Here is a 3373-nt window from a genome sequence, read left to right as displayed (position 1 = left end):
GAACCTTCGGCGTCATGGGCACCTATTCGGCCTTTTTCTCACACCACATCTCGACGATGGAAGGTGGTATTGTCGTCACCGACGACGAAGAACTGTACCACGTTATGTTGTCGCTGCGTGCGCATGGCTGGACCCGGAATTTGCCCAAGTTCAACAAGGTTACAGGCGAAAAGTCCGATGATCCGTTTGAAGAAAGCTTCCGGTTTGTGTTGCCGGGCTACAATCTGCGGCCGCTGGAAATGTCCGGCGCACTGGGCCAGGAACAACTGAAAAAACTACCCGGTCTGATAGAAGGCCGCCGCGCGAATGGCGCCATGGTGCAGCGTGAATTGGGACAGCATCCGTTGTTCATGATCCAGCAGGAAATCGGAAACAGCAGCTGGTTTGGCTTCAGCCTTGTGTTACGTCCGGATGCTGACATGCAGCGCCACGACTTGGTAAAGCGCTTGATGGCCGCAGGGTTCGAATGTCGTCCGATCGTTGCAGGAAACTTCACCAAGAACGAAGTCATGCAACACATCGACCATTCCATTCACGGATCGCTGACCAATGCCGATTACATCGATGCCAACGGTCTGTTTGTGGGCAACCATCACTATCCGATCACCGAAGCCATCGCCGCTTTGAAAGCGCTTTAGGGCTTGGATGCGATTTTATTGAGCGAAAGCCGCCGCACCCCCTTGCAGTCCCCAAATTTCCGGACTAAACGCACGGTATTGGCGCGGGATGGAGCAGCCCGGTAGCTCGTCAGGCTCATAACCTGAAGGTCGTAGGTTCAAATCCTACTCCCGCAACCAATATTACTGAATAATTTCAGTTCGTTACAAGCCACCTTCGGGTGGCTTTTTTCGTTGGTGAATTGGCTGGTGTTACACTGGTGCTACGTTGGAGAGCAATTTTGCTTCTGATTGCAGAGACGGGTGCCACCACGTCTCATCATGTAGGGCACGCAACGCAATTACGGACTGGTGCTGGTTGAATATCCAGCAAGATACATGCTTTGCGTTGTCAGCTTTGTCCGGTGGCTTCAACGGATCGACGCAAAACATGCGTTAAAACGTTCTACTGGAGTTTCGTAATCCAGCGTTTTTCGAGGTCGTTCATTGAGCTGCCTCGCTACGGCGCTCAGCTTTGCCTGACTATGTATCGACAAATTCGTGCCCTTTGGAAAGTACTGTCTCAGAAGGCGATTTGTGTTTTCGTTTGTTCCGCGTTGCCAGGGCGAATGTGGTTCGCACAGCTAGACGTCGATATCCGTTGCAAGCGTGAAGGCCTTATGGCCTGCCATCTCTGTTCCTCGATCCCACGTAAGAGATTGATAAAGCTCTTTTGGCAGCTTGCCGGACTGTTTGATTAACGCTTGAATGACGCTGTGGCTGTCTTTGTTGCTGACTTTTGCCAACATCACAAATCGGGTGTGTCGCTCGACCAGTGTGGCGATGAAGCTGTTGCCAGATCCAGCAATCAAGTCTCCTTCCCAGTGTCCCGGCATGGCGCGATCCTCGACATCTGCAGGCCTTTCTCGGATAGAGATAACATCGTTGAACTTGCCCAATCCGCTGCGCTTAAGCGTTGCATGGCGTGACCGCCTGATGGACCGTGTCGCGCGTAGATACGCTTGTAATTCCTTCTTGAGCACCCCTCGTGTTTGGATGAATAGGCTCCGATAAATCGTCTCGTGAGAGATACGCTTGTCGTCGTCATCAGGGTGTACGCGCATCAGCCAACCTGCGATTTGTTGCGGAGACCATTTGCGGTGTAACTTGGTTGATATAATGCGGCAAAGATAGTCGTTCCCAACTCGCTTACAGGGCTTCGGGCGATGCGCACGATCCCAAGTCTGCGCGTCAGATATTGCAGCACGGTAGTTATTGGCACCGCCATTACGGCCGACTTCACGGCTAATGGTGGAAGGTGCGCGATGAAGGCTACCTGCGATCGAACGCAGCGACTGTTTGGCCACAAGGCCGCGTGATATCTCTTCACGTTCACAAAGCGTCAGTGCCAATCCGGATCGCCTTCGTATCGCTGGCCTTATGCCGCCGCCACGTTCCAACAACGGATAAATAGATGATGAGCCGCGATCGAAATGGCGCCCAATCGAGCTCATCGATTCCCCCCGCTGCCAACGATCCCAGATATCTGACTTCTGCTTATCTGTGAAAAATACCCGCGTCCGATAGGCCATGACTTACACTCCATCTTTCCAAAAAGATTAAAGTGTTGCGTCGATCCGTTGAAACCACCGGACAAAGCTGCCGTTTTCTGTAGTTGCGCCAAAGTCCGCTTTGCTGGAAGCTCACTACCTAAGCATAGCCAGTCCCATCATTGCTTCTGGCCGTTAACTTAATGCCAAGACAGACCAATAGACCAGCATAAGGGGTTAGTGGATATGGTTGGCGATGTGACCTAACTTAGCTGTATGAGCAAAGAGTCAAAACATGGCGGAGTCCAAAGTCAATATGCTACACCGCGCCACCTCGCGACGCGTGGGTCCTTTCAGGCGAAGTACGCATCTGTCAGTTGGTTTGACTGGCTGATTGATAAGATCGACCTAAAAGAAGGCGCATGTATCTTAGATGTCGGGTGTGGCCCCGGATGGTTTTGGCAGGCGTCAAGGGATCGGTTGCCAAGCGATCTGCGCGTTTCACTTGTCGATACGTCTCCAGGCATGATCGAGGAGGCCAAGACAAACCTTGCGATAGTGAAGCAGGTCGAAGTTATTGAGGCAGGAATTGCGGATGCTGTCGCTCTGCCTAATGCATCTGAAACTTTTGACATCGTCCTACTTTTGCACGTTCTCTATCACGTCAGTGATCCGCGCTCGGCCATTCAAGAAGCCAGTCGCGTCTTGCGCCCGGGCGGGCAATTGTTCGTTAGCACGAATACTCTCGATAATTTAAACGAACTACATGTGCTCGGCGCACAAGCGTTCGGGGGTCCTCCCGTCGACCCGGGGGCCGCTTTGTTCTCGCTAGACGACGCAGAAAAGATGGTCCGGGACGTATTTGAACACACAGGCCGATATGATTTGATCGATGTTATGGCCTGCACAGACCCAGCTGATGCAGTTGCTGTACTTTTGTCTATGCCACCGGGCAACACTGCGTCCGACAAACAACGTAACCATCTCTCCAAACTGATTAACGACGAAAGCGAAAGAACCGGGGGAGTGCTACGAGCCACGCGCAGAAATGGACTGATCATGGGTATCAAGGCGACTTAGCAGACGCTGGACCTGTCGCGGTTTGATGCCGTTCCTTTGATAGCATTTATTGCAACAAAGGCGATGAACTATGCCCCGCCCGGCAGGGTTATGCGAAGCATGATCCCGAGAGGGGACTGAAACGGACGGACGAATTCCGGCAAGATG

The 3373-nt window shown here is 52.5% G+C and carries 2 protein-coding genes, 1 tRNA gene and 1 pseudogene; 3 read left to right on the top strand and 1 reads right to left on the bottom strand.

Going from position 1 to position 3373, the window contains the following annotated elements:
• On the top strand, positions 1 to 638 hold a 638-nt coding region (locus ABJN86_RS03340; protein WP_348431990.1), incomplete at its 5' end, for a DegT/DnrJ/EryC1/StrS family aminotransferase.
• 82 nt (positions 639 to 720) lie between these two features.
• Positions 721 to 797: transfer RNA gene (locus tag ABJN86_RS03335), tRNA-Met, on the top strand.
• A gap of 230 nt (positions 798 to 1027) precedes the next feature.
• Here ABJN86_RS03335 and ABJN86_RS03330 read toward each other — a convergent pair.
• Positions 1028 to 2188: pseudogene (locus ABJN86_RS03330) on the bottom strand (IS30 family transposase).
• 234 nt (positions 2189 to 2422) lie between these two features.
• Between ABJN86_RS03330 and ABJN86_RS03325 the strand changes: the two are divergent.
• The gene (locus ABJN86_RS03325; RefSeq protein WP_348413183.1) at positions 2423 to 3226 is read left to right on the top strand and encodes a methyltransferase domain-containing protein; all 804 of its coding nucleotides are present in this window, start codon (positions 2423 to 2425) and stop codon (positions 3224 to 3226) included.
• Positions 3227 to 3373: the final 147 nt, after the last annotated feature.

The sequence above is a fragment of the Litoreibacter sp. genome, from assembly GCF_039974535.1.
Classification (GTDB): domain Bacteria; phylum Pseudomonadota; class Alphaproteobacteria; order Rhodobacterales; family Rhodobacteraceae; genus Litoreibacter.
Note: the sequence above shows the minus strand (reverse complement) of the source record. Positions and strands in the feature narration are given on the sequence as shown.

What these genes read in the sequence shown, in the direction of transcription:
- ABJN86_RS03325 (WP_348413183.1), top strand. Translation starts at nt 2,423, where the DNA reads ATGAGCAAAGAGTCAAAACATGGCGGAGTCCAAAGTCAATATGCTACA.